Origin of the sequence: Bacteroides sp. MSSM.1001136sp1_RTP21357st2_D2_RTP21359_211015, from assembly GCF_040913205.1 — a bacterium.
GTDB classification, from domain to species: Bacteria; Bacteroidota; Bacteroidia; order Bacteroidales; family Bacteroidaceae; genus Bacteroides; species Bacteroides ovatus.
Window position 1 is genome coordinate 23,818 of the sequence record NZ_JBDFVF010000039.1, and the last position, 21,913, is coordinate 45,730.

A 21,913-nucleotide genomic window follows, 5' to 3' on the forward strand; every position below is an offset into this window, starting at 1 on the left:
AATAAAATAGTATGATAAGAAAAATCTCAAATATCATTTATATATCAGTATTAGCAGTCGTTTTATTTGCTTGTGGGGATGATAGTACGATTGAAGAACAGGGGAGTGGAACGATTACTGCTAGAGTTATGGCAAGTAATGCCTATCCGGCATTAGAAGAGAAAGTTGTTCTGAAGGTAGCTCTTAATGATGGGCAAGACATCCAATCTGTGGTTTGGACGATGGAAGGGCAGACATTGGGTGAAGAACCTGAATTGGAATATACGTTTACGAAAGAAGGAAGTTATAATATTTCGGTTAGGGTGACAGATAAGACTGGCAATGTAGCGGCGGCTCTGCAGAAATTACAAGTATCCGGCAAGAGTTTACGTTATGCTTTGCAACACTTTGACCCTGCAAAAGTTTGGATAATGGGGCATCGTGGCAATTCTTCCAACCCGAATATTCCCGAAAATTCGATAGCTGGAATTGAAAGTTGTATAGAATTAGGGGGAGCTGTAGATATTGTAGAAGTAGATCCTCGCATGACAAAGGATGGAGTAATTGTGTTGATGCATGATGAAACCATAGACAGGACAACTACAGGGAAGGGGAAAGTGAAAGATTTGACTTATGAGCAGCTCCAGTCTTATCGTCTGAAGCTGGCAGACGGCACAGTAACCAATCACACGGTCCCCTCTTTGTATGACGCATTGGTTGCAGGGCGGGGAAAGATCTTTTTTGATTTGGACTTCTTGAATAAAGTGTCTCCTAAAGAACTGTATGATGTTGTGAAAAGCTGTGGGATGTTAGACCGTGTGTTCTTTTATACATCTAATAATCGGGATGTCTTGCAGAATATTTTGGATTATTCGCCGGCTCCTATACCTTATCCGCAGTGTGAAAACGAGGAGCATGCAGATTTCCTTTCACAGCAACCAGGAGTGATGTTTGCCCAGATATCTTTGTCGAAAACATTAAATGGCGGGCTCTCGACAGCCATATCTTCAAAAGGGCTGTTTGTCTCGACTAATATGTTAGATATGAATGGTTATACCTATGATACACAGATGACACAAGGAAACTATACAGGAGTGGACTTGATTTTGTCGAAGGGGATTAATTTGATACAGACAGACCATCCCCAGTTGCTGGATGCCTATCTGAAACAGAGAGGTAAAAGATAATTGGTTTTAATCTTAAATAATGAATAGAATGATTATGAAGAAATATATATTCCTGATAGTGACAGTCGTTTGTCTATTTGCATGTAAGGACGGCGATGAAGTGCGGCAGACAACCTCCCCGGAGGCTTCTTTTTCTATAGATAAAGAAGAATATACGGTCGGTGATATCGTTTATCTGACTGATGAATCAGTAAAGACGGAAGGAGAGATAGTAGAGTATTTCTGGCATTTTGGATTTGAGGGGGAAGGGAATAGGGCTACTACTAAAGATGCGTCCGTTTTGTATAAGAGGGCTGGAACCTATGTTATTAAATTAACCGTGACAGATGAATTCGGAGGATATGCAACTGCATCCCATACTGTTGTGATTCGTCCGACGAATATGCCTCCGGTTACAAACTTCAGCTATAGCCCTGCCATTTGTAAAGTGAATGAGAAAGTTCAATTTACCGATAAGTCTGTGGATGAGGATGGAGAAATTGTTTCTTACGAGTGGGATTTTGGCAATGGGCAGACTTCTCAAGAAAAAGACCCGGAAATAACTTTCACGACAACAGGATTTGTAACTGTAAAGCTGACAGCTACTGATGATCGTGGAGCTACAAATACAAAGCAAGCTACTTTATACGTTCGTGATACTTCTATATCCGGAGTAACTGTCCTTTGGGATAAGACGTTTGAGGTATCCTCTTCTTTACGGTCTATCTCTCCTGCTGTTGGTGACAATGGGGATGTATATGTGTCATCCAATGCACTCCACCTTTTTGCTTATTCGCCGTCCGGAGAGCAAAAATGGATGTTTGATTTAAGCAAGGACGGAGGAGCAGGAAATCAAGGTTCGTCTCCTATGGTAGGTGCGGACGGAACTATTTATATGGGTGCGAGTACAACAGACAAAAACATAAGCAGCAGTCTGTATGCTATTCATCCGGATGGAACACAAAAGTGGAGATATGAACTAGGTATTGGTACTAATATTCCCTATATTTCTCCTGCTTTGTCTCGTGATGGCAATATCTTGATTGGAAATAGAGGGACGGATGGTTCTGTACACATGGTTGACCGTAGTTCCGGCAGACAACTTTGGAGACGCAAATCTCCCAATGGTGGTGCTAATGGTGGTATATCGGTTGGACAGAATGGAGTTATCTATTCAGCCTTGTCGGGAGCGAACGGATTTGCCCGTACTACGCAAGATGGTGTGAACTTGTCTCCTAATCTAGGGAAAGGAAATACGGCTGCAGCTGTATATCCCGCTATTGATGCGCAAGGAAATGTATATGTGGCATTTTCTGAAGGAGTGGTTGCAGCTTATGATAACCAGGGTAATGAGTTGTGGAGATATCCGGCGAGTGGTACTATGGGCAAGATTGACCAGGGAGGACCGGCTATCGGTGCTGACGGAACCATCTATGTGGGTACAAAGAATCCGAATGCCCAAGTTGTTGCCCTGACTAAAGGAGGAGCAAAGAAATGGAGTTATTCCTCTGTCGCTGAAATAGGAACAACACCAGCTATAGACAGTGACGGAAATATTCACATCTGTGATGATGGCGGTAACTATATAATATTGAATGCTGATGGTACGGAGAAATATAAGAGACAATTAGGTTCTAAAATTTGGTCGTCACCAGTCATTGCTGACTATGGTATTGTGTATGTCACGTATGAGGATAATGGTGCCTGCAAATTGATAGCTATTGATTGTGGTATTGAAGGACCTGCAAATTCTCCATGGGCACAGCGCGGACAGAATGCAAAAAGAAATGCTTTACAAAAATAAAAAGATATGCTTAGAAAGATAAATATATTAATAGCTTTAACCCTTCTGATAATAGGAGGGTTAGAGGCACAGAATCATTCGGATAAAATAATTGCGAATCTACAGAAGCCTGCAAGTAATTCAGTTTTAGTTGTTTCTCATCGAGCTGACTGGCGTAATGCTCCGGAGAACTCCCTGCAGGCTATCCAGAATTGTATTGATATGGGGGTAGATGTAATTGAAATCGATCTGAAGAAAACCAAGGATGGACATCTGATTTTGATGCATGACAAGAAAATTGATCGTACTACAACAGGAAAAGGTTATCCGGCAGACTATACATTGGAAGAATTACGTCAGTTCCGTTTGAAAAGTGGTACAGGGCATAAAACAGCTCATTTGATACCGACATTGGAAGAAGTAATGTCATTATGTAAAGGTAAGATCCTTGTTAATATTGATAAAGGCTATGATTACTTCAAAGATGTATATGCTGTTTTGAAAGAAACAGGAACTGTTCAGCAATGTATTATTAAAGCCGGACTTCCTTATGAACAAGTCAAGGCTGAAAACGGTGATGTATTGGATAAGGTAATCTTCATGCCTATTGTACAACTTCATAAAGACGGGGCGGAAGCTGTCATTGATAGTTATCAGACACATATGAAACCTGCTGCTTATGAATTAGTGTTTGATAGTGACAGTCCGGAGATTCTTAATTTGATAAAGAAAGTACGTAATACAGGCTCTAATCTTTTTATAAATTCGCTTTGGCCCGAACTATGTGGCGGGCATGACGACGACCGTGCAGTAGAACTTCATCAGCCGGATGAAAGTTGGGGGTGGATAATTGGCTAGGGAGCCAAGCTAATTCAAACAGACCGCCCAGCTCTATTATTAGAGTATCTACGCGAAAAGAAACTTCACGACTAAACGCACTTTCTTCATGTTGAAACAACTAATCAATTTTTACAAGGTCTCTTCGCCGAGACCTTGTAACGGAGAAGCTTTGTCTTCATCCGATGCTCGCCGTCTGAAGTTTCTGAAATGGTCTACTTTCCTTTCTGCGACTTTTGGTTACGGTATGTATTATGTGTGCCGTCTTAGCCTGAATGTCGTAAAGAAACCTATTGTAGATGAAGGCATTTTTTCGGAAACAGAGTTAGGCATCATAGGTTCCGTATTGTTTTTCACCTATGCCATCGGAAAATTCACGAACGGTTTCCTTGCCGACCGTAGTAATATCAACCGTTTTATGACTACCGGTTTATTGATAACTGCTTTGGTTAACCTCTGTCTCGGTTTTACTAATTCTTTTATCCTGTTCGCTATCCTTTGGGGGATTAGCGGCTGGTTTCAATCTATGGGAGCAGCCTCTTGTGTAGTAGGGCTTTCTCGTTGGTTCACGGACAAAGAGCGCGGTTCATACTATGGCTTTTGGTCTGCGAGCCATAATATCGGCGAAGCGTTGACTTTTCTGATAATAGCCTCAATTGTCAGTGTGTTGGGCTGGCGGTATGGTTTCTTCGGAGCCGGTATAGTGGGATTGATAGGAGCGTTGATCGTCTGGAAGTTCTTCCATGATACTCCCGAAAGCATGGGATTTCCTTCGGTGAATGTTCCCAAACAGAAAAAGGAAATGAGTGAGACAGAAACGGCTGATTTTAATAAAGCACAGCGTCAGGTATTGCTGATGCCTGCCATTTGGATACTGGCTCTTTCGAGTGCTTTTATGTATATCAGTCGTTATGCTATCAATAGTTGGGGCGTTTTTTATTTGGAAGCTCAAAAGGGGTACTCTACATTGGATGCCAGTTTTATCATTTCTATTTGTCCGGTCTGTGGTATAATCGGTACTATGTTTTCAGGTGTTATTTCTGATAAGTTATTTGGTGGACGTCGTAATGTCCCTGCGTTAATTTTCGGATTGATGAACGTAATAGCTCTCTGTCTGTTTCTCTTAGTTCCGGGAGTTCATTTTTGGATAGATGTGTTGGCAATGGTACTTTTTGGTTTAGGAATCGGAGTTTTGATCTGTTTTCTGGGTGGTTTGATGGCAGTGGATATTGCTCCCCGTAATGCTTCGGGTGCTGCATTGGGAGTAGTCGGTATTGCCAGTTATATTGGTGCCGGATTGCAAGATGTGATGAGCGGTATATTAATAGAAGGCCAAAAGACCGTTCAAAATGGAGTTGATGTTTATGACTTCACCTATATCAATTGGTTTTGGATTGGGGCTACTTTGCTTTCGGTGTTGTTTGCTTTGTTAGTTTGGAATGCAAAATCAAAAGAAGTAAGCTAAAGTGAGTACATTAGGTTAGAATATAAGTCTTTGTTTTCGAGGTATTAGTCACCATTTCGGGAAGTAAGTAATGATTGCTCTTCCCGGAATGGCTTTTTTATATTCATTTTTTAATAATGTTTTATGGAAAATTCATGTAATGATGAATTATTGTGTTCATTGAAAGATGAACTTCGTGAAGTAACCGCACAAATCAATGTGCATAGTGAAAAATTAATGGAGCTGCTCGACCAAAAAAAAGAATCGTCAGTCAACTGACTCGAGAGATGTCGCATCTCACGCCTGTCACCATTGAGTATCGGGGAAATCCGAAGCAATATGTCTCTGTTGTGCTCGATGCCATCAATCGGGGTAGGTTGACGTATGACGGAATAGCAAATTGCGAACAGACTTTTCGTGCGTTAGCAAGCGTTGTAGATGTGATAAGCCCTAAGAATGGGAAAACGCTTAGTGTAGAGACGCTGGTGTCTTATGAGAAGAAAAAGCGTGCTGGAGAATTTGAGGAAAAATAATATAAAATAAAAAGACGATTGTTGTATAGTTGAACAACAATTCGTATATTGACCTCCAAAGAAAGAAATTGAAAAAGCAAAGATATTAAGAAAGGAGTATTATGGAAGCAAAAACAAATGAGGAATTCTTTAACGTCAGCGCATTAATAGATGAGCGTTTTGGTAAGGAAGGAACTGTTACTCGTGCGGAAGCAGAAGAAAAAGCGTATGCTTTCTACACCGGGCAAATTATCGAAGACGCAAGGAAAAAGGCTAAGATCACTCAAGCAGAGTTAGCCCGGCGTATCGGTTCCGATCGTTCTTATATTTCAAGAGTGGAAAGTGGTCAGACAGAACCTAAGGTTTCTACTTTCTATCGCATCATGAATGCGTTAGGTTGTAGGATCGAATTTTCGATGTCTTTATAAGAAGCGATTAAAAAAACATGGTGGGAAATTTGAAAAAGATAACTGTCTTTTTCAAATTTCCCACCGTTTTTTTGAGGAAGGAAGAGGAAGAAAAAGGAAAAAGGTGAGGGTAGGTGAGGGTAAATTTCTAACATTCGTATTTTTTTTTTTTAGAAAATAGAAGAATAGAAATAAGAAATATAAAAATGAAAAGTTGCAAAAGTACCCTCACCAACCCTCACCTTTTTGCGTGCGAAGGAGATGAAATCTTATTCATATAGCCTGTTTGATTTCACCTGTTCCGTATCAATAATGAATACAGTGTATCTTCTCCCGTTTTTTCCCTTATGAAATTCGAAGCCGTGTTTGGACATCACTTTTCCTAGTTGGGCTTTGGTTCCGTGAGAATATTGATACCCCGTCCGTTCGCGAATCAATTCCGCAATTTCAGTGACCGTCAGATAATGCACCTTTTCAAAACGTTCCGGTTTGCGGATATGTGTCAACACCAGTTCTTCTTCCGGTGAGTGGAAAATGAAATCCTCGTTGTTTTCTTCAATCCGTGAGTTTTCCGACTGGGTGAACCAATACTGATACCCCGGCTTGTTGAGTAGATACTTGATTTGTGCATACAACTGCGCGTAGTTTATTTTGATAAACTCCATCGAGTCGACATGAAAGCAGAGAAAACGGCGGTTACCTGTGGTGTCGTGAAGCACTTCCTGGTAATTGCATGTGCCGGCAAAAGAAGCCGTATGAGGAAAGTTCTGCGAACGCCGCGCGTATGGCAGGCGGATGCTGATTACTTTGCGGGTAACCAAATCCTTGAAGATATTCAGTTCCCGTCCGCTCATCCCTTCAAACTCATCCAGATTGATAAGCATCGCCTGCGCTATTTTAGCCAGATCATCTTTGTTGCTCGGGTTGATAAGACCGGTAGAAAGATAGGCGCGCAATTCGGGCGGCAGCAGGTTGTTGATAAACGTAGTCTTTCCGATGTTCTGTATTTCGCTGCAAAGCAACAAAACAGTGTGGTTCACCACATCGTCTTGTGTGGCGGCAGCGCACATTCCCACCAGATAACGTTCCAGACATTCTACCCAAAATTTCTGGTGACTAGTATGCACGCTGTTGGCAAGGATACCGATATAATCCGTTCCGTCCCATTCAGGTAGCGAGTCTAAATACTCGCGAATAGGATGGTAGGTGATGCTGAAGTCGGAGTAGATCAGATTCTGAATCGTCTTGACGGTGCACGAATAGCCCAGTTCGTTCATCTCCATCCAAATGCTGTTTTCCATCATTTCGTCGAGAATATGGAAAGGTTCCGGTTGCTCCGTGTCCGTTTTCCTTCTGCGATATTCCATGATATGAAGCACTTCGTTGTAGCGTGTATCGTAATTTTCTTTGATATGTTGCTCAATCTGTAACATTCGCTTCTGCGTACTATTCAGCTTGCGGGTGTCGAATTCCTCGTTGTGTCCGTAAGCACTCCCGATCAGTGCGTCCATTTCATCCGCGGGAAGATCGGTGAACTGGCTCTTGATAAAAGCTGCCGCCTCTTCCTGGGGGACGCCGTAGCGATTGTACATACAAGCTAGGCAATGCAGGTAGTTGTTCCGGTTGCCGGTGACGTACTTTTCGGATTTATTGTGATAATAGTTCAGAGTCACCATTAAGGAAGCGTGCGAGGAATGGTAGTTGAGGGCCACTTGTTCGGTGAGGGGATTGTTGTCTGGTGCTGTCGTCTTTTTCTTTTTGCCGGATGCCCTTTTCTTCTTTTGAGACTTGAAGAACATCGGTGGCTGTTCCACGATGACAGCTGTGGCATCGGGATTGAAATAAATATCCGGATCGTAAGAGAACAGGCAAGTGCGGCTAACATCCTGCCCGGAAGTGTCGACCTCAACTCCGCAGAGCTGGGCATAAAAGGAAGCGATTTTGTGATAAGCAGCATGATGGAAATCTTCAATTTCCTGAATTGTTTCGGGCAATGTCCCGTCTGTCCGGCATACACGTACCACGATTTTCAGTCCCATTCCTTTGGGGCTGATGAAAGCGATGCGGGTGTGGGCACACTTTTTTGCCAGTGCGAGGATGCGTGCCAATGCTTCCTGTGTCTGATGGTCGATGTCTACTACGATGTATCCCAGATACTTGACGAGAGTTGCGTTTGAACGTCCTCCCCGGTAGTTGGCTGAAAAGGTGATTTCCGGTAGTTCTATTTTCTTTTCGTTGGCTGCTTTCTCGCCTTGTTCCGCGAAGATTCGGCGCACGTCCTCCACCGTTTCCCGGTATGTGCCGTTGCTGATGGCCGATACGATTTCTTCTTCTGTCATTTCGGCTATGACGCGGTAAAAGTCTTGAAAGATGGTAAAATGATCCATGTTAGTTTGTTCTTTTTAATTTGCGGTTGCAAAGAAATTTGTTTGTAAAATAATAGAATGGAACTTTTCGTTTTTTTGATTAAGTTCTTAGGGTTCTCCCAAATAGCGTATGATCGTTGCCACCTGCCGGGGAGAGAGAAGGCGGTTGCGGGCACGATAGCCTTCTTGTTCGAGTTCTTGCAGGAGCGGAAGGTTGTAGACAATCCAACGACGTAGTATTTGTAAGGCTACTTTGAGGCATACGTTGGGGTTGTAAAGATGAGCTAGTTCCGACTTTTTATAAGTGCGGATAAGAAACGGTTGGTCCGGATAATACATGATGAATGATGTTTGGTTTATGCTATAAAGTTACTGAAAATTAATGGTTTATTAAAAGAATAACGTCATTATTATTCATAGAGTATCAGGAAACTTCGTTGGGGAATCCGGAGGATGGAAAATGTGTTATCTTTATGTCGTTAACAAATAAGGAACGCGTTCGAAATGTGTGAAATCTTAAAATTATTTTATTATGGCAATGACAGTAACTTATTCAGTAGTGCCGCGCAAGAATCCTGCCAAAAAGGATGAGTCGGCAAAGTATTACGCGCAGGCACAGGCTTCGGGAGAGTTGGATTTTGAAGAGTTGTGCGAAGGAATCACCAGTCGGTCTACCTGTACGGAGACAGATGTGCGTGCCGCCATTTCGGGTATTCTTTATGAGGCGAAGCGTGCGTTGAAAGCGGGAAGAATAGTCCGGTTGGGTGATTTGGGCAGTTTGCAGATCGGGTTGAACAGTGAAGGAGCTGTGTCGGTCAAGGAGTTTTCAAGTTCGCTGATTACGGCTGCCCATATTATTTTCCGTCCCGGAAAGACGTTGGCGGACATCACGAAGATTCTTAGCTACCAGCAGGTAACGACGCGTGCGGTGGCCCAAACGGGCGGTAGCGGCAATGAAGGAGAAGATGATGACAAAGGTTCCGGTGGCGGTTCAGACGGTGGTGGAAGCGGAGAAGCTCCGGATCCGGCAGCATGATAACTTTAATATTGGATCAAATGAAAGAAATTGTAACTAAGATTTTGGATGTAATCATGTTCCTTGTGCCTTTCTTCGGAAAAAGAAAGCGGAACAGAATTGTGAGAGAGGTGCGCTTCAATGCTACCCATAAGGAAGTGTGTAATGTGAAAACGACGGAAAGGGAGAAGGACGATGAGAAAGATTAGTCTGATTGTGATTCACTGCTCTGCTACCCGTGTCGATCGCGACTTCACGGCGAAGGATGTGGACACTGCCCATCGCTTTCGGGGCTTTTCGTGTTGGGGGTATCATTACTACATTCGCAAGTCGGGACAGATAGAGCCGATGAGGGATGAAGATACGGTGGGTGCTCATGCACGCGGTTTTAATGCGATTAGTTTAGGGGTGTGCTATGAAGGCGGACTGGATGAGGACGGAAAGGCAGCGGATACGCGTACTTCCCGCCAGAAAGAATCTTTGCATCGCCTGGTGCGCGAACTGTTGCAGCGTTATCCGGATGCAAAGGTGGTCGGTCATCGGGACTTGAGTCCTGACACCAATTATAATGGAATTGTTGACCCTTGGGAGCGGATCAAAGAGTGTCCCTGTTTCGAGGTGAAAGCAGAGACATGGTGATTTTTATCCTATTTATTACTGTGGTGGTTAATTGACCACCACAGTAGTGAAATACTCTTTAAATACCTCCGCAGCTTTTTCAAGTTGTTCGGGGGTATTTTCTTTTACGTCTTTCAGCTTGTATTCCTGCTCCATCGCTTCATACTTATGTACGCCTAATGTATGATAAGGCAGGATTTCCACTCGTTGCACCATCTTATATTTTCCCAGAGCTTCTCCTAAACGGCGGATGTCTTCCTCGAAATCGCTGTATCCGGGCACTAATACATAACGCAGCCAGAAAGGTTTCTCGTTTTCTTCCAGCCATGCTGCCGTGCGGATGGTTTGCTCGTTACTTCTTCCGGTCAGTGCTTGATGGCGTGCCGGATTGAACTCTTTAATATCCAGCAATACAAGATCCGTCAGTTTGAAAAGTTCTTCAACTTCTTCGTTCCAGATACCGCCGTTGCTGTCTATGCATACATGTATTCCCTTTTCTTTCAGTTCACGCACTAAAGGGACTAGTGCTTTGGCCTGAAACGTAGGTTCTCCTCCGGAGAAAGTGACTCCTCCGCGTTTCCCGAAAAAAGGACGTTGGCTCATAGCCATGCGGACGATTTCTTCCGGTGGGGTAGGTGTGCCTCCTTTTCCGGCTATCGTGTCGGGGTTGGCACAATACAGGCAGCGGAAATTGCATCCTTGAAGAAAAACGACGAGCCGTAAGCCCGGCCCGTCGAATGTTCCCATACTTTCGTATGAATGTACGTTTATCGTCATATTGAGTAGATCTGATTACATACGTTCGTGGAAGCTACGGCTGATAACTTCCAATTGATGTTCGCGGCTCAACTTCACGAAGTTTACGGCATAACCGGAAACACGGATGGTAAGTTGCGGATATTTTTCCGGATGTTCCATGGCGTCGTAAAGCATTTCACGGTTCAGTACGTTCACGTTCAGGTGGTGAGCGCCTTTGGTGAAGTAACCATCCATCATTGTCACCAGATTTTCTACGCGATCCTCTTCAGTAGCTCCCAGTGATTTGGGGACGATGGAGAAAGTGTTACTGATACCGTCCTGTGAGTCGCGGTAACGTAATTTCGCTACGGAACTCAAAGAGGCGATGGCACCGTTCTTGTCACGTCCGTGCATAGGGTTGGCTCCCGGAGCAAAAGCGACACCTTTGGCGCGTCCGTCGGGAGTAGCACCTGTCTTCTTGCCATACATCACGTTGGAAGTGATAGTGAGCAAAGATAAAGTAGGACGGGCATTTTTGTAAACCGGAAGTTTCTTCAATTCTTCGCTGAAGAAATAGACCAGGTCAACACCCAGATGGTCTACCTTGTCGTTGTCATTACCGAAGCAAGGGAATTCGCCTTGAATATCGAAACCTTCTGTCAGACCGATGTCGTTGCGGCGTGCAGTCACTTTAGCATATTTGATGGCCGACAGTGAATCGAGGGCGATAGAAAGTCCGGCTACACCGTAAGCAAGGTTGATGCGTGGGTTGGTATCTACAAGAGCCATTTGGGCTTTTTCGTAGTAATACTTATCATGCATATAATGGATGATGTTCATCGCTTCGTTGTAAACACGGGCGATTTCCGTCAATACCTTCTTGTAGTTGCTCATTACTTCTTCGAAGTTCAGTGTGTCGCTGGTTAGTACGGGGATATTTTTCACCATTACCGTACCGGTGTTTTCGCAACGTCCGCCGTTGATGGCAAGCAACAGGGCTTTTGCCAGGTTGCAACGTGCGCCGAAGAATTGGATTTGTTTTCCGATTTCCTGATAAGATACGCAGCATGCGATTCCGTAGTCGTCAGACTGGCGTACTTCACGCATCAGGTCGTCGTTTTCATATTGGATGGAAGAAGTGTCGATAGATACTTTTGCGCAGAATTCTTTGAATCCTTCCGGCAGTTCCGGGCTCCACAATACAGTCAGGTTCGGTTCCGGTGAAGGGCCGAGGTTGTAGAGTGTTTGCAGAAAGCGGAAAGAAGTCTTTGTCACCTTGGTACGTCCGTCGTTGAGGCGTCCGCCCAGGGATTCGGTTACCCATGTCGGGTCGCCGGCAAAGATGTCGTTGTAAGATTGCATACGCAGGTGGCGCACCATACGCAGTTTGATGACAAACTGGTCGATCAGCTCCTGTGCGAAAGATTCTGTGATGGTTCCTTTGCTCAATTCATATTCCATATAAATGTCGAGGAACGAAGAGACGTTACCCAGTGACATGGCGGCACCGTCTTGTTCTTTTACGGCAGCAAGGTAAGCCATGTATACCCATTGTACTGCTTCTTGTGCGGTGTAGGCAGGACGGCTCAAGTCGAGTCCGTAGTATTCGCCCATTACCTTCATGTCTTTTAATGCTTTGATTTGCTCTGCCACTTCTTCGCGCAGGCGGATGCGGGCTTCGGTCATCGGACCGGTAAGGTTACGCAAATCTTCTTTTTTTGCCTCAATCAATCGGTCGATACCATAGAGAGCCATACGGCGGTAGTCGCCGATGATACGTCCGCGGGCATAGTTGTCAGGAAGTCCGGTGAGGAATCCCAGAGAACGGAACGAGCGGATTTCTTCGGTATATACGTCAAATACTCCGTCGTTGTGCGTCTTGCGGTAGTGAGTGAAGATATCTTTTACGCGGTCGTCCACTTCCACGCCGTTTTCATGGCAGGCTTTGCTCACCACGTTGATACCTCCGAAAGGCTTGATGGCACGTTTCAGAAGTTCGTCTGTCTGCAGACCGACGATCAGTTCGTTTTCTTTGTCGATATATCCGGCTTTATGAGAAGTGATGGTTGAGACGGTGACATTATCCAGTGAGCGTACTCCGTTATTGGCTCTTTCTTCTGCCAGTGCTTCGAGGCAGCGGTTCCATACAGCTTTTGTGCGTTCGGTAGGTCCTTCGAGGAAAGAAGCATCTCCATAATACGGAGTGATGTTGTGACTAACGAAATCTCTTACGTTGATTTCTGTGCTCCAAAGACCGTCTTTAAAGATCTTATTTAATTCCATAAATGATAAAATTAGAGGTTGTAGTTATCCTTTTCTTTAGAGCGCACAAAGTTACAACGTTTTTTCATATAATCAGCATAAATATGCTCTATTTTATGCTTTTCAACATAAAATACCTAGATATTGCTATTCTTTGGAAATGATGTTCGTGATTTTTTTTTGTGAAAACTCTTGTAAGTTTAAAATATATTCGTACCTTTGCACCGCTTTTAACGAAAAGCACTTCTGATAAAGAAGTTTTGGAGAGGTGGCAGAGTGGTCGATTGCGGCGGTCTTGAAAACCGTTGTACTGCGAGGTACCCGGGGTTCGAATCCCTGTCTCTCCGCTGAACGTGCTGGACAGAAATGGTCAGCAAACGGACAAAAAGCTACAAATCAATGATTTGTGGCTTTTTTTATTGCCCGAAAGTCCTGCTTCCAAGACTTCAAAAGTACGGTAAAAGACAAAGTTTCGTTACTAAATCGTTACCTATTCCCCGCCGGACAAAAACGGTAACGATTTGTCCATAAATGACCTGATAATGACTTGATTAGTCCATAGTCTGCATAACTCGAAAACGAGAGGTAAAAATTAATTTTGCAACTAAAAAAAGTGAGTTATGAAATCGACATTCAAGGTTCTTTTTTATTTGAAGAAAGGTTCTGAAAAGAAAAACGGCGAGGTTATGATTATGGCACGCATCACCATAGACGGCAAACTTTGCCAGTTCAGTACGAAACAGAGCATCCAGCCCGACAACTGGAGCATTACTGCGGGCAAAGCCAAAGGCAGGGATGCCGGGAGGATAAACGCCCTTTTGGACGACATACGTTCTTCCCTGAATACCATTTACCACGAAATGCAGCGGCGTGACAATTACGTGACCGCCGAGAAAGTGAAAAACGAGTTCTTGGGACACAGCGAGAGCCACGAAACAATCCTTTCATTGTTCCAAAAGCACAATGACGATGTGAAGCAGCTTGTAGGCATATCCAAGACGATAGCGACCTACCGCAAGTATGAAGTGACCCGCCGCCACCTCGCTGAATTTATCCAAAGCAAGTACAACGTATCGGACATATCCATAAAGGAGATAAGCCCGATGTTCATTACCGATTTTGAGTTGTATTTGCGTACCGCCTGCAAGTGCGGCTACAACACCACCGCCAAGTTCATGCAGTTCTTCAAGCGTATCATCATCATCGCCCGTAACAACGGCATACTGGTGGGCGACCCTTTCGCCAGCTACAAAATCCGGCTGGAAAAAGTGGACAGGGGTTATCTGACAGAGGACGAGATTAAAATTATCCTTAAAAAGAAAATGGTTTCCGAACGGCTGGAACACGTCAGGGACTTGTTCGTCTTTTCCTGTTTCTGCGGTCTGGCATACAGCGATGTCGCCAATTTGCGGCAGGAGAATATCCAAAAGTCTTTTGACGGCAACCTTTGGATAATCACCAAGCGGGTAAAGACCAACACGGACGTGAATGTCCCCCTGCTGGATATTCCCAAGATGATTTTGAAGAAGTACAAGGGCAAGTTGCCGGACGGCAAGATACTTCCCGTAATCAGCAATCAGAAGCTAAACGCCTACTTGAAAGAGATTGCCGATATATGCGGTATTAAAAAGAACCTGACATTCCACCTTGCCCGGCACACGTTCGCCACGACCACCACGCTGTCAAAGGGCGTACCCATTGAAACGGTGTCCAAGATGCTGGGACACACAAACATAGAAACTACGCAAATCTACGCCCGCATCACCAACAGCAAGATAGGCAGCGATATGCAGGGGCTTGACAAGAAGTTTGTCGGCATTGAGAAGATTTACAAGGAAGTTGCCATGTAATCTTGATTATATGGAACTGGTCACAATTTGTGACCAGTCCTTACTATTATTCCAACATTGCTAAATCTCCTAAAATATACGATTATGGATTTGCAGATTATCCAAAACAAGATTTTTGAGGTCAGAAGTTGCCGGGTGATGCTCGATTATCATTTGGCAGAACTCTACCAAGTGGAAACACGAGCCTTGAAGCAGGCGGTCAAGCGCAATATCGAGCGTTTTCCGGGTGATTTTATGTTTGTACTCACCCAAGAGGAAGCTAACTTGCTGTTATCCATAGGGGTATCACAAAATGTGATACCCCCTGCTTACAACTTCGGCGTTGCTATGCCTATGGCTTTCACCGAGCAGGGCGTAGCCATGCTTTCTTCGGTTCTCCGCTCCAAAGTAGCCATAGAAGTAAACATTTCAATCATGCGGGCTTTTGTCCTCATGCGCCAAATGGCAATCGGTTACGAGGAACTGTCAAGGCGCATCGAGGAACTGGAGGTAAGCACCGATGCGCAGTTCAACGAACTGTACCAAGCCCTTACCCAGCTTTTGAGCCAGTCGAAACAACAGAAAGAACGCCGTCCGGTAGGTTTCGTTACCTATAACCGTGGCAAGAACGAATAGGTAACGATTTCGGTAACGAAATTCCACTTAATAACCTATATCCCAGCATTGTACATTCTTCCACCTTGCGGGCAGTCTACCGACTACCCGCATTTTTTATATCCTTTTCCAACTGGCACATTTCCCGAAACGCCAGCCGTGCGTGGCATGGCTGACTGTATTTCGTGAAAAGAGCCGTTGGAAACCCGCACAAGCGTATTGCAAGCAAGCTCACAACACCCTTGCCTTTCCCGCCCGCATGGAGTGTTCCCTAAAAGATGAAAGAGAACAGGCACTTTTCCCCAGTTTCCCTATTTGTAAATCTTCCTCTTACGCAGTCCCCCAGCCGGGACAGTCGTTTTAATCATTTCAATAGGCAAAGGTAGTTACGTGTTCTTCACGATTTTGCAAGGTCGAGCCGTTCCGGTTTGGCGAAAAAATCTTCCCTGCCTTGCGAGGTATTTTTTGCCCAAAACCTTGCAAACTCTAAACACTACCCTTTTACGCCTATGTGAAACGAAAACGACCGACCCGACCGGAAGACGCATAAAAAAAAAGTCGGATTTACGGGAAACAGGAAAAAAATTCAGTGAAACTTCAACTCCCTCACCTCTCAAATCCGCATAAAATTAAAAACTTAAAAAATTACAGCAATATGGAAGCAAAGGTATTATCGGAAGCAAAAGTTTATGTAGGCACTTATGCCAAGTACAACAACGGTTCATTGTCCGGCGCATGGCTCGACCTTTCGGACTATTCGGACAAGGAAGAATTTTATGAAGCCTGCCGGGAACTTCACAAGGACGAGGAAGATGCGGAATACATGTTTCAGGACTGGGAGAACGTGCCGGAGGGCTTAATCGGCGAAAGCTGGATTTCTGAAAACTTCTTCGCCCTGCGTGATGCGGTGGAGGATTTGAGCGACACCGAGCAGGAAGCCTTTTTCGTGTGGTGCAACTATAAAAGCCATGATTTGGGCGAGGAAGATGCGGACGACCTTGTACGTGATTTCCGGGACGAGTATCTGGGTCAATATGACGATGAAGAAGATTTCGCCTATGAAATTATCGAGGAATGCTACGACCTGCCGGAGTTCGCAAAGACCTATTTCGATTATGAAAAGTTCGCCCGTGACCTTTTTATGTGCGATTACTGGTTTGATGACGGTTTTGTGTTCCGTGCGGCATAACAACCAATCCGGGCGGGGTGTCAAAGCCCTGCCCGTTAAAAACGACCAAGCGATGAAACGGAAAAGCATTTATAAAATCCTTTGGCGGGTGTTGCTGCTCTGCCTTGCATGGCGGTTTACCAGCGTAGCCGGAGCAGGCACGGCGATAACGGCGTATATCGTGTTTTGTGCCGCCCGTTTCCTGCTCCGGGTCTGCCTTTCAGCCCTTTATGCGCTGGGCGTGGCTCTGCTTTTCCTGCTGTTGCTTTCTTTACTGATATTATAACCATTAAAAAAAATAGAACATCATGCAGTCACTTAACAAAAACGGGGTAAGCATTACCCAAACACCGGGAGAAGAAAAGTTCGTGAAATGCTGTTTAGGGGCTTTCAGGGGACAAATTTATTATCAATATGACTACCGCCACACGGACGGCGAACTTTTCAGCACGGTAGCCAAAACGCTGGACGAGTGCCGCCGCAGGCGTGACGAATGGATAGCGAAGAAGAACGGAGTAATAAACAAGTAAATTTTAGGGACATGAAAACAACAGAAGTAAACAAGGAGCTTATCGGCAGGCGTTGCGAGTGCATTTTTACGGGCTTAATGGTAACGGGCGTTATCGAGGACACAGAAGAAAACGAACACACCATAGAGGTAAAAGTCCGTTTCGACCACCCGCACCAGTGGGGCGATGATTTGTATAATGATGTGTGGGCGTGGGGGCGCAAAATAGACGAGTTCGGCACGCTGCACCATTTGCAACTGTTGGAGGATAAACCGGACTTTCAGATAATGACGGTAGTTTTCGGCGAACCAATCAGCCGGATAGACCGCAGTGTTTTTGAAGATGTTGCAACGTGGGGTGTCTGTTCCCTGCAAGGCTGGGTAAACAGCTATGAAAGTGTCCGGTTTGTAGCTATAGACGACCATACGGCAATCATCACGGGCGAATATAACATGGAGCAGGTAAAGGTGTGGTTAGAGAAATACACGTCCATAAAGAGCCTTAAAACCAGTTGATAGAAAACGGCGGCTGCTTGCCGCCGTTACTTTCTTCCGTGAGCCTGCCAGCGGGTGAAGAAAGTAACAAAGAAGCCTTTCGTTTTCCCTATCATGGAAACATCCCGCCGATGCTTCCCGGCGGGATGTCTGCCCGATATTTACGCTTTGCGTATCATTCCATACCCGGTTTCCCAAGAGGATGATAAAAACGAATGTCGCAACTATAAATCCTCATAGTGAATAAATTTTACACCAAGTATGCACACGGTTTCTTCTTCCTCGATGTCATATTTCCATGTCCGTTTATTGACAAGCATTTCCGTGTCGCAATCGAACCATTCCATTACAGGCGCATCATCTTCTTCGTCCGCCCATTTGAAAACCTGATTGGACGGCGTTTTCCATAATTCAGCACTGTCACGTTCGGAAATACAGTCCTTGTCCATAATGATGATGTCACCTACTGCCGGAACTGTATCTGTTTCCAACGTGGTTTCTATGTACCACGAGATGCCTTCTATATCCAATTCTATTTTTACCATGTCGTTTTATTATTAGGGGGTTATTGTTTCCGTTTCTTCTTCGCTGTTGTCATTATTAAATGATAGTGTAAGTTGCTGCATCTGCCCGAAGCTGTCGATGATATAAATGTCAATCGTCTGCTGGTCGGTCGATGCCGAGGTGTAGTAGAGCCAGAACGTTTCTTTCTCCAGCGGGTAGAGGTCATTGGGCAGGAACACCGTGCCGTTATCCATTTCCAGCTTCCCTTTGCCGTCCGGCTGGAAATACCTTATCTGATAGGTAGTCGGCTGGTAATAGCCGCCACGCACCAGTCGGCAGCGTATTTCGGCGGTTTCCCCGACTTTCAGCCTTTTGGGTACTGGCAGTGTTTCGATGCTGAACGGGTACGCCTGCTGAATATCCAAGTTGTCATTACAGGCGGTGACAAGCACGAGGGCGGCCACGATGTAGCAGCCCATGATGATTTTATACATAACATTCTTCATATACATTATTATATAGCGGTCAGTTGATAATGAATTTCAGTCCCAAAGATACCTGCGTGTGGAACTTGCCTATGTCCGAGCCGAACAACGCCCGTTCCCTTGCACTGACAAGCAAGGCTATCCGGTCGGTCAGGTAGGCTTCCAGTTCCAGCGTCAGCGCACCGCCGTAGATGAAGCAATCCTTATCCAGCAAGGTAGAGCCGTCCGGCAGCAGCTTTTCGCTTCGGTTGCTTGTTTCGTACCCGGCGAGAGCCGACAATCCCAATGAAAGGAAAAAAGTCTTTCGCCTGTCCGATAGGAATTTCAGGTAATAGCCGCCCTCTGCGGTGAACTGTTCTACGGGTATCTGCATATCCTTGTAGTCATACTTCTTGTGCAGGTATTCGCCGCCAATCACCCAGCGGTTGGCGTTCTTGGTGTAAACGCTGTACGCCGCCCCGATGTGGTAGGCAAAATCCGTGTCGGAGTTCCAATGCACCCCGTCCGCCATGCCCGCCGTGACTTGCAAGCCTTTCATGCCCGGCAGGTATCTTTGCGCATGTGCCTGAAACGAGGTCAGGCACAGCGCAAAGAGCATCATTATAAAGATGTGTCTTTTCATTCCCTATTTGATTTTTAGTTCGTCAATCACTTCTGCGTTCACGATGTCGGCGTTCTCCACCCGTATGGTCTGATGCCGCCCGCCGTTCTTCTCGTAGAGTTCCACGACCAGCAGCTTGTCGTCAGGAATGGTGAACTTCGGCAGGGCGTACACCGTGCGCACGGTACTTTTTCCTGCAATCTCTATCACCTCGTTGTAGCTACGTACCGCATCCAGCACCGTTTCCTGAATAGCCGTGCGCTTGGGTACTTTCTTATCGGTTATCTTAAACTTGATGAAGTCGGTATCGAAAGGCACGTTGGAACTGTTCTTTGTCTGCGTGTGTACATAGAGCATCCCGTTATAGGTGTAAATCCCCTTGATTAAGAACTGTATGCCGAAACGCTTGCTACCCAAGTGGCGCACTTTCCGGTCATTGTTCTTGTAGATGCTCTGCATTATCAGTTTCACCAATAGCGGGCTTTCATTCCCCAGTTCCCGGAAATAGATGTTCATCCGGGTATGTGAGAAGTCGGACGTATCTTCATTCTCCAAGAAGTCTTTCATTTCGATGTTGAGCATTTCCGGTTCACGGGCGTACTTGGCGTTGAACGAAAAGAAACTGCCGTCCTCGCAGATAACGGAGAAGTTCGTTTCTCCCGGAAAGCCCTCTGTCGTGGCTTTCACCCTGATTACGTTCTCCGCACCGTCCGCCTTGCCCGCTATGATATGGTTGCTTCCCAAATCGACATAGCGGACGGCGGCGGGGAAGATGATATGCACCGTCTTGGCAAAGGTCACTTCCACGCCGTAGGGCGTAACCATTTGGCGGTACGGGAGTTTCCGGGTAATCCCCCGGTACAAGTCGTTGCCAGCCGCATACTTCACGGTGTCAGTGGTTTGTGCGTTTGCCGCACACACGCCCAGCAAGAGGGCGAACATTACAAAAATCTGTTTCATTGCTAATTGAAATTTTAACGGTTGATAAAATGGTTATTGTTGTTTGGCGTAAAGCATCACCCTGTACCCGGCTTTCAGCTTCACTTTCACGGTTCGGAACTTCTTGGCGAGGTAGCCGGACGTTCCTTGCAGCAATCCCCTTGTCACGTCCATAGCCACCTGCTGCCCGGCACTTTGGGCAAAGGAAATGCTTGTACCCAGCCCGCTTCCGATATTCGCCATAGCTTCGTTGAACGCTTCCTGCTCCATAGAGGACGGGACGGACAGCCCCTTTTGCCCGTCCGTGTCGAACACGGCGAGTTCCACCGGGATGATGTTGCCAGCGTACTCAATCGAGGACACCAGTATGTCAAGCCGCTCGCCCTGCACCTTTGCCGTCCCCGCCACGAGGGTATTCTTCGGCACGACTATGTTCCCCGCCTGCATGGGTTCGAGCAGCCGTAGTTTCACCGCCTGCCCGTCCGTCAGGGTTTGGTCTTGGTGGATGCAGGCGGCTACCGTGTTCTTTCCCATAGCGTACCCCGTGCCTACTGCCGTGTTGAAGCCGTAGTTTCGTGGCTGGCTGTAAGCCCGGATGAAGTCGGCATCGCTCATGGGCTGCCGCAATCCCGAAACGGTCGTTTCCCTGACAGCCTGCACCGCCACCGCATCCGGCTTGCGGTCAATGTCGCCCGTTACCGGGACTTGTGCGACTTGTCCCTGCCCGCCGTTCATGTACTTTGCCGCCAGCTCGTAGGACTTTTCCAAGAGTGCCATTTGGTCGTCAGCGGTGGGTGTGGCGTTCTGTTGTTGCAGCCTATCGGTCAGTTCCGCTACCTGCCGCTTCAAGTCCTCTTTTTCCTCGTCCACCGCCGGAGTTTCATAGAACGTGCTTAACTGGCGGTTGATGTCCCGGTAAGCGTATGCCGAAGAAGCACCGCCGCCCCTTTGGGGCTTCGCATCCTCTTCCGGCATCAGGTCGATTTCCGCTTGCGGTTCTTCCGCTTCATCGTTCCCGGTGAAACCGAAGTCCTGCAAGGACTGTATCTTCTCCTGCTGCCTGCGGCTTATCATCGCCTGTTCGTAAGCCTTTTGCTTGTCGGCTATAATCCCGTCCTCTGCGGGCAGGGGTATGTCGGCGTTGAAGCCGCCCACGCTTTCCACGTTCACGTCCTCTTTGCCGGAGGGTGCGAATATCAGGTACATGCACCCGGCAAAGGCAAGGAACATCAGCGGGAAGACTATCATTTTCCTGCGCTGCTGCACCTGCTGCGGGGTAAGTTCCCGTTTGGGTTTATCTTCCTTTTTCGGCTTCCCGTCCGCCTGCGGTACGGTCGTGCCGTTCTCATTCTTCTGTACTTCTTCCATATTGCGGTCTGTTTAAGGGGTTGATACTTTTGGTTGTGTCGTTGCCGTGCAACGGCAGTTGCCTGATGTGTTCTATTTGCAGCCGCCTGCCGTCCCGCTTCCCGATGTTGTAGATTGATGAAACGGTAATGTAGATAGACAAGCCGCCAAGGAAGAAGAACATCACGAGGATAACCGCCAGCCTTTTGCCCGGCGTAATCCGTCCGCACATTCGGCGCAGGCGGTCGTCCGCCCAGTCCCGCACCTTTCCGATGTAGTTTCGTTTTCTTTCCAT

At 46.1% G+C, this 21,913-nt stretch carries 26 protein-coding genes, 1 tRNA gene and 1 pseudogene; 18 read left to right on the top strand and 10 right to left on the bottom strand.

Going from position 1 to position 21,913, the window contains the following annotated elements; genetic code table 11:
- Positions 1 to 11 precede the first annotated feature (11 nt).
- The 7 genes and pseudogenes from AB5217_RS20795 (at position 12) to AB5217_RS20825 (ending at position 6,149) form a co-directional block, all read left to right on the top strand.
- Positions 12 to 1,166 (top strand): glycerophosphodiester phosphodiesterase family protein, encoded by a 1,155-nt coding sequence (locus tag AB5217_RS20795; protein WP_008774983.1) that lies wholly within the window; start codon positions 12 to 14, stop codon positions 1,164 to 1,166.
- A gap of 28 nt (positions 1,167 to 1,194) precedes the next feature.
- Positions 1,195 to 2,949 (top strand): PKD domain-containing protein, encoded by a 1,755-nt coding sequence (locus tag AB5217_RS20800; protein WP_230595666.1) that lies wholly within the window; start codon positions 1,195 to 1,197, stop codon positions 2,947 to 2,949.
- 6 nt (positions 2,950 to 2,955) lie between these two features.
- A pseudogene (locus AB5217_RS20805) lies at positions 2,956 to 3,861 on the top strand (glycerophosphodiester phosphodiesterase family protein).
- A 13-nt stretch (positions 3,862 to 3,874) separates the two neighbouring features.
- Positions 3,875 to 5,230, top strand: coding sequence for an MFS transporter (locus tag AB5217_RS20810; protein WP_004308792.1), 1,356 nt, complete (start codon positions 3,875 to 3,877; stop codon positions 5,228 to 5,230).
- Positions 5,231 to 5,353: 123 nt separating this feature from the next.
- Entirely contained in the window at positions 5,354 to 5,488 is a 135-nt protein-coding gene (locus AB5217_RS20815; RefSeq protein WP_022199423.1) for a hypothetical protein, read from the top strand.
- Between the two features lie 8 nt (positions 5,489 to 5,496).
- Positions 5,497 to 5,742, top strand: a complete 246-nt coding sequence (locus AB5217_RS20820) for a hypothetical protein (RefSeq protein WP_004325430.1) — start codon at positions 5,497 to 5,499, stop codon at positions 5,740 to 5,742.
- Positions 5,743 to 5,843: 101 nt separating this feature from the next.
- Positions 5,844 to 6,149 (top strand): helix-turn-helix domain-containing protein, encoded by a 306-nt coding sequence (locus AB5217_RS20825; protein WP_004325432.1) that lies wholly within the window; start codon positions 5,844 to 5,846, stop codon positions 6,147 to 6,149.
- A 248-nt stretch (positions 6,150 to 6,397) separates the two neighbouring features.
- Here the strand turns inward: AB5217_RS20825 and AB5217_RS20830 are convergent, their stop codons facing one another.
- On the bottom strand, positions 6,398 to 8,515 hold the full coding sequence (locus AB5217_RS20830; RefSeq protein ID WP_015532734.1) for a BT4734/BF3469 family protein: 2,118 nt from the start codon (positions 8,513 to 8,515) through the stop codon (positions 6,398 to 6,400).
- An 87-nt stretch (positions 8,516 to 8,602) separates the two neighbouring features.
- Positions 8,603 to 8,833 carry a DUF4248 domain-containing protein gene (locus AB5217_RS20835; protein WP_004302304.1) on the bottom strand — a complete coding sequence of 77 codons (231 nt, stop codon included), beginning with the start codon at positions 8,831 to 8,833 and terminating at the stop codon, positions 8,603 to 8,605.
- Positions 8,834 to 9,026: 193 nt separating this feature from the next.
- On the opposite strand from AB5217_RS20835, the gene AB5217_RS20840 reads away from it, so the two are divergent.
- The 3 genes from AB5217_RS20840 to AB5217_RS20850 are packed head-to-tail and all read left to right on the top strand — an operon-like array spanning position 9,027 to position 10,148.
- A complete protein-coding gene (locus AB5217_RS20840; RefSeq protein ID WP_004305836.1) occupies positions 9,027 to 9,530 on the top strand; it encodes an HU family DNA-binding protein in 504 nt (167 codons plus the stop codon).
- Complete coding sequence (locus AB5217_RS20845; protein ID WP_004302306.1) at positions 9,527 to 9,718, top strand: hypothetical protein; 192 nt, start codon at positions 9,527 to 9,529, stop codon at positions 9,716 to 9,718. The genes AB5217_RS20840 and AB5217_RS20845 overlap by 4 nt, the downstream gene beginning before the upstream one ends.
- Positions 9,705 to 10,148 (top strand): N-acetylmuramoyl-L-alanine amidase, encoded by a 444-nt coding sequence (locus tag AB5217_RS20850; protein ID WP_004319684.1) that lies wholly within the window; start codon positions 9,705 to 9,707, stop codon positions 10,146 to 10,148. The genes AB5217_RS20845 and AB5217_RS20850 overlap by 14 nt, the downstream gene beginning before the upstream one ends.
- 27 nt (positions 10,149 to 10,175) lie before the next feature.
- On the opposite strand, the gene pflA is transcribed toward AB5217_RS20850, so the two are convergent.
- Positions 10,176 to 10,904, bottom strand: coding sequence for a pyruvate formate-lyase-activating protein (gene pflA, locus AB5217_RS20855; protein ID WP_004308786.1), 729 nt, complete (start codon positions 10,902 to 10,904; stop codon positions 10,176 to 10,178).
- A gap of 15 nt (positions 10,905 to 10,919) precedes the next feature.
- Positions 10,920 to 13,148: a formate C-acetyltransferase gene (pflB, locus tag AB5217_RS20860; RefSeq protein WP_004308785.1), complete on the bottom strand. Its 2,229-nt coding sequence runs from the start codon at positions 13,146 to 13,148 to the stop codon at positions 10,920 to 10,922.
- 241 nt (positions 13,149 to 13,389) lie between these two features.
- Here pflB and AB5217_RS20865 point away from each other — a divergent pair.
- The 8 genes from AB5217_RS20865 to AB5217_RS20900 all read left to right on the top strand — a co-directional run bounded on the left by AB5217_RS20865 (position 13,390) and on the right by AB5217_RS20900 (position 17,763).
- Positions 13,390 to 13,474: transfer RNA gene (locus tag AB5217_RS20865), tRNA-Ser, on the top strand.
- Positions 13,475 to 13,747: 273 nt separating this feature from the next.
- Complete coding sequence (locus tag AB5217_RS20870) at positions 13,748 to 14,977, top strand: site-specific integrase (RefSeq protein WP_007478215.1); 1,230 nt, start codon at positions 13,748 to 13,750, stop codon at positions 14,975 to 14,977.
- Between the two features lie 84 nt (positions 14,978 to 15,061).
- Positions 15,062 to 15,592, top strand: a complete 531-nt coding sequence (locus tag AB5217_RS20875; protein ID WP_032536632.1) for an ORF6N domain-containing protein — start codon at positions 15,062 to 15,064, stop codon at positions 15,590 to 15,592.
- A 142-nt stretch (positions 15,593 to 15,734) separates the two neighbouring features.
- Positions 15,735 to 15,935, top strand: coding sequence for a hypothetical protein (locus tag AB5217_RS20880; RefSeq protein WP_007754109.1), 201 nt, complete (start codon positions 15,735 to 15,737; stop codon positions 15,933 to 15,935).
- A gap of 291 nt (positions 15,936 to 16,226) precedes the next feature.
- A complete protein-coding gene (locus AB5217_RS20885; RefSeq protein ID WP_007754113.1) occupies positions 16,227 to 16,760 on the top strand; it encodes an antirestriction protein ArdA in 534 nt (177 codons plus the stop codon).
- Between the two features lie 52 nt (positions 16,761 to 16,812).
- Entirely contained in the window at positions 16,813 to 17,025 is a 213-nt protein-coding gene (locus AB5217_RS20890; protein WP_007754115.1) for a hypothetical protein, read from the top strand.
- A 22-nt stretch (positions 17,026 to 17,047) separates the two neighbouring features.
- Positions 17,048 to 17,269 (top strand): DUF3873 domain-containing protein, encoded by a 222-nt coding sequence (locus AB5217_RS20895; protein WP_007754116.1) that lies wholly within the window; start codon positions 17,048 to 17,050, stop codon positions 17,267 to 17,269.
- A gap of 11 nt (positions 17,270 to 17,280) precedes the next feature.
- A complete protein-coding gene (locus tag AB5217_RS20900) occupies positions 17,281 to 17,763 on the top strand; it encodes a DUF6956 domain-containing protein (protein WP_028728958.1) in 483 nt (160 codons plus the stop codon).
- A gap of 203 nt (positions 17,764 to 17,966) precedes the next feature.
- On the opposite strand, the gene AB5217_RS20905 is transcribed toward AB5217_RS20900, so the two are convergent.
- Genes AB5217_RS20905 through AB5217_RS20930 form a run of 6 tightly spaced genes read right to left on the bottom strand, consistent with a single transcriptional unit; the run spans position 17,967 to position 21,913 of the window.
- A complete protein-coding gene (locus AB5217_RS20905; RefSeq protein ID WP_007754121.1) occupies positions 17,967 to 18,287 on the bottom strand; it encodes a hypothetical protein in 321 nt (106 codons plus the stop codon).
- 12 nt (positions 18,288 to 18,299) lie between these two features.
- Complete coding sequence (locus AB5217_RS20910; protein WP_007754124.1) at positions 18,300 to 18,758, bottom strand: DUF3872 domain-containing protein; 459 nt, start codon at positions 18,756 to 18,758, stop codon at positions 18,300 to 18,302.
- 13 nt (positions 18,759 to 18,771) lie between these two features.
- A complete protein-coding gene (locus AB5217_RS20915) occupies positions 18,772 to 19,353 on the bottom strand; it encodes a conjugal transfer protein TraO (RefSeq protein ID WP_007754126.1) in 582 nt (193 codons plus the stop codon).
- A gap of 3 nt (positions 19,354 to 19,356) precedes the next feature.
- A complete protein-coding gene (traN, locus tag AB5217_RS20920) occupies positions 19,357 to 20,292 on the bottom strand; it encodes a conjugative transposon protein TraN (RefSeq protein WP_007754128.1) in 936 nt (311 codons plus the stop codon).
- A 33-nt stretch (positions 20,293 to 20,325) separates the two neighbouring features.
- Positions 20,326 to 21,639, bottom strand: a complete 1,314-nt coding sequence (traM, locus tag AB5217_RS20925) for a conjugative transposon protein TraM (RefSeq protein WP_007754131.1) — start codon at positions 21,637 to 21,639, stop codon at positions 20,326 to 20,328.
- A complete protein-coding gene (locus tag AB5217_RS20930; RefSeq protein WP_007754134.1) occupies positions 21,617 to 21,913 on the bottom strand; it encodes a TraL conjugative transposon family protein in 297 nt (98 codons plus the stop codon). Before AB5217_RS20930 ends, traM begins: the two co-directional genes overlap by 23 nt.